Annotated in this window: 6 protein-coding genes; all 6 read left to right on the top strand. The window is 36.0% G+C overall.

Annotated features, from left to right (window positions below):
• The coding region (locus H3T46_RS09080) for a DNA cytosine methyltransferase (protein WP_198198330.1) at window positions 1–103 on the top strand (103 nt) is incomplete at its 5' end.
• A gap of 142 nt (window positions 104–245) precedes the next feature.
• Window positions 246–479: a hypothetical protein gene (locus H3T46_RS08840; protein WP_198198332.1), complete on the top strand. Its 234-nt coding sequence runs from the start codon at window positions 246–248 to the stop codon at window positions 477–479.
• 2 nt (window positions 480–481) lie between these two features.
• Window positions 482–805 (top strand): hypothetical protein, encoded by a 324-nt coding sequence (locus tag H3T46_RS08845; protein WP_198198334.1) that lies wholly within the window; start codon window positions 482–484, stop codon window positions 803–805.
• Between the two features lie 178 nt (window positions 806–983).
• A complete protein-coding gene (locus tag H3T46_RS08850) occupies window positions 984–1541 on the top strand; it encodes a hypothetical protein (protein WP_198198336.1) in 558 nt (185 codons plus the stop codon).
• Between the two features lie 93 nt (window positions 1542–1634).
• Window positions 1635–2183, top strand: a complete 549-nt coding sequence (locus H3T46_RS08855) for a hypothetical protein (protein ID WP_232350045.1) — start codon at window positions 1635–1637, stop codon at window positions 2181–2183.
• A gap of 571 nt (window positions 2184–2754) precedes the next feature.
• Window positions 2755–3907: DNA (cytosine-5-)-methyltransferase (dcm, locus tag H3T46_RS08860; RefSeq protein ID WP_198198338.1), on the top strand; the 1153-nt coding region annotated here is incomplete at its 3' end.

The raw sequence follows: 3907 nt of genomic DNA on the forward strand, positions 1-3907 counted from the left end.
TCCCGTTTCGGATACCCAGGCATACAGGCAATTCGGAAATGCGGTCGTGGTTCCTGTTGTTGAGGCTGTTGCCAGTCATATACTTTCCCATTTGCAAAATTGACAAGTGTTAAATATGGAATTGTACTTAAAAAAATCTTGTACATTGTAATTAAATTTTATATAATGATCGAAATAATATTTTATAATTTTTATAACATGAAACTATAAATCGTTTTTTCCAACGTGATTGGGTTATCATTATCATGTTAATTCCAGACCATCAAACAAATCCGGATTGGACAGTTTTAAACACGGCTTTATTGTTATTGAAACTATTATGGAAAAAACATACGGTCGATGTATGTGAGGTTTATATCCATGTCAAAAATAAACTGCCAAAATGCGAACCGTTGATTTTATCTGCATTGGGATTTTTATATCTTTTTGACAAAATTGAATATAATCAAAAAACGAAAAAAATTGTATATAAGGTATGATGATGAAATCATCCGAAGATAATGATCGTCTTAATAAATTAAATAATGATTGTTATTATTTGCAGCTTGAAAAAAACAAAATAGAGCAATCTCTTGCTAAAAAAGATTTTGATTTTGATCCTGATAAAGCAGCCCAGCTTTTTAGGGAAGCTAATATATTTTTTGAAGGACAGATTAAAAAATCGTATGAGGATTTAATTGATTTTAATAAGTCTATTACGAATGATCGTCATAAATATTACAAGAAACGATTAAAAGAAATTAAACATAATTTAGAGATGATTGAAATTGAGAAAAAGCAATTAAGTTCTTGTACTTCTTTATAAAAAGGAATATAGTAATTTAAGGATTCTTAAATTTTGTCTGTTTATCCTTACTAGACTATCCCAGATCAGGTCGTTAACCTTTAACCTGACGGTTCATCTATTTCCGAATGATTATTAAATATTGGCGTATTTAAATAATCAGTCGGTATTCAAACATAATTATATTTATGATTTTAATGTGATAATCATACCTTATCAAATTGATATTTTAAATCAATCTTATGAGATGGAAGATCAGTTACATAAGATTTTTGCAATGCAGGAAGAGCATCAATATGCATCCATAACAGGGTCAATAAGGTCTGCGTGGAGTATACCTTGTAAACCAATTGGCGATTTAACAAAATTATTGGAACGAAAAGGAATTTTTATCGTTAACCAAGAGTTTGAAAATGAAAATACAATAGCGATAGGCACTTGGTTATTACCATATCCACCCGTTATTTATGTAAATTGCCATATTCCCCATACGATACATTTATATCGTTTTCATATTGCAAAAGAGTTTATTAGATTTATTAAGTCAGACGCTTCCAATGATGAATTAAATCTGTTGGCTGCGGAACTCTTGATGTGTCATGAAAATGGTCTAAAGGAAAGTAAACCTAAATTATTGAATAAAGTCTTAAACTTTTATATGGATAAATTAGGTTATGAAAAAAATGAATTGGCCAAAATAATACAATGCAATATCGACGACATGGATCAATTGATAAAGTTGAATTCATATAATTAAAATTATTGTTTTACAACAGTAAAACTCCAGTCACCCACCCATCGCGGTGGGTTTTTTATTATCCACTTCCCATTCTAAAAAGGAAAAATCATCATGACCAAAACCACAGAAGAAAAAAACAATATGACTAAAGCAACAGGTGGAATTTATCTGAACCATTTGAAACATGAGGTGATAACACCAGCCCTGAACTATATAAATCTTGGTGGACAGAGGGCGATCAATCAGGTAACGGGAACTTTTCTGGTTGAGGGATATGCATGCAACTATACATATCTCAGGCAGCTGGGAAAGGGGCCCGCATTGGGGCCATGTCAGATGGAACCCGTGACCTATAATGATATATGGGACAATTATCTCAACAATGCGAGAAGGCAACCGCTAAGAAGTCTTTTAATGCATATCGCGGGTGATTTTAACCTGGACAACAGGGGGATACCGAAACCCGGGACATTGACAGGAAACCTTTTCTTTGCCGCGGCCATGTGCCGCGTTTTCTATATCCGGATCAGGGAGATACTGCCTGATTCCCACAATGCAACGGCAATGGCCCAGTATCACAAGAAGTACTACAATACGGCATTGGGAAAGGCGGATTGGCAAAAGAATATCGACCGTTTCCAGCAGGCCATTGATTGTTAGGATTTATATTTTAGACTCGTCATGATTTTTTCTGTTTCATAAGGTATTTGGGCAGTTTGTAGAAAGTGGGTACAAAAGTGGGTACAAATCATTATTTGTGATATGGATTTTATGTTTAATCAACAGGATAAATAACGAATATGATTCCCATCCCCTCCGCCATTCAATAAATTATTCTATATTAATTACATTCCCCAAAAATATTAAGTTTTTTTTGTAACTTTATGATGTTTTAATATCATGAAAAAATTATCAGTTAATAAAAAAGAAATTTATATCTTTTGTTTTATTTTGTTACAATTCTTTAGGTTAGTGAGTTTTTTTATTTGTCAACCTTGTCATATTAATGGGTAGTTCTTAAGGATTATTAAAAAAAACAAATAAATTTTTTAAAATTTACAATATATTATCAATGTTCTGCTTAGTATAAGACTTGGTGATGCTATCATGGTTATTGATGTCATTATTGCGGTAGTCAGGGTTTTGCAGGAAAGTTATTGACGCTTTTATTTTTAAATATTTTATGACATAATGTCAATATTATTTCCAAATAAAATAATGTTGGATTAAAATGTTACGTACAGAATTCGCACAATTACGAGAACAGGCTGGGATTTCCATTAAAGATTTGGCTAATGAGGCAGGTTTTACACAAAGAACATTATATAGATGGGAAAAGGGTGAAGCCGTTCCGCGTAAGGCTGTTATGACATTATTACAAAACAAGATAGCCATTGCGGGAAATGGGCAATGCAAATTCAGGTTCATTGATCTGTTTGCGGGCATAGGGGGGTTGAGACGTGGATTTGACCGGATTGGCGGTCAATGTGTGTTTACAAGCGAATGGAATATGCATTCGCAAAAAACCTATAGGGCCAATTACGCATGCAATCATGAAATTGCGGGTGACATAACCAGGATAAGTGAGCGGGATATACCTGATCACGATATCCTGCTGGCGGGTTTTCCATGTCAGCCATTTTCAATTGCCGGCGTGTCAAAAAAAATATCCCTGGGATTGAAGCACGGGTTTGCATGTGAGACACAGGGCAACCTGTTTTTCGATGTCGCGCGTATTATCAGATATCATCGTCCAAGGTGTTTCCTGTTGGAGAATGTGAAAAATCTTGTCAGTCATGACAAAGGAAGAACCTTTTCAATCATTCGCAATGTGTTGGAACATGAGCTTGGGTATTGCCTGCACTGGCGTATCATTGATGGAAAAGGGTTTGTTCCCCAGCATCGTGAGCGTATTTTTATCGTCGGGTTTCTGGATAAAAACGATTTCAGTTTTGACACATTATCCTTGCCCGATCCGTTGTCAGGGCCCCGCCTCTCGGCAATCCTGCACCCTGAAAACGGTAGTGAAAAACCGGAAAGCCACTATACCGTGGGAAAAAAAGCCTCTGTTTCCGAAAAATACACGTTATCCGACAAATTATGGAAATATCTGCAAAACTATGCTGACAAGCATAAAAAGGCGGGAAACGGTTTTGGTTTTGGACTGTGCGATCATGACAGTGTGGCCAGAACATTGTCGGCACGCTACTACAAGGACGGATCTGAAATCCTCGTCTCACAGGGATGCGATAAAAACCCGAGACGGTTGACCCCGAGAGAATGTGCGCGGCTGATGGGGTTTGACAGGCCTGGGCAGTCAGATTTTAAAATTCCCGTTTCGGATACCCAGGCATACAGGCAATTCGGAAATGCGGTCGTGGTTC

Origin of the sequence: Commensalibacter sp. M0133, from assembly GCF_016101485.1 — a bacterium.
Lineage (GTDB): Bacteria > Pseudomonadota > Alphaproteobacteria > Acetobacterales > Acetobacteraceae > Commensalibacter > Commensalibacter melissae.

Bases quoted from the DNA above. Each gene is read 5' to 3' on its own strand.
- H3T46_RS08840 (WP_198198332.1), top strand. From the start codon at position 246: ATGTTAATTCCAGACCATCAAACAAATCCGGATTGGACAGTTTTAAAC.
- H3T46_RS08845 (WP_198198334.1), top strand. From the start codon at position 482: ATGAAATCATCCGAAGATAATGATCGTCTTAATAAATTAAATAATGAT.
- H3T46_RS08855 (WP_232350045.1), top strand. From the start codon at position 1,635: ATGACCAAAACCACAGAAGAAAAAAACAATATGACTAAAGCAACAGGT.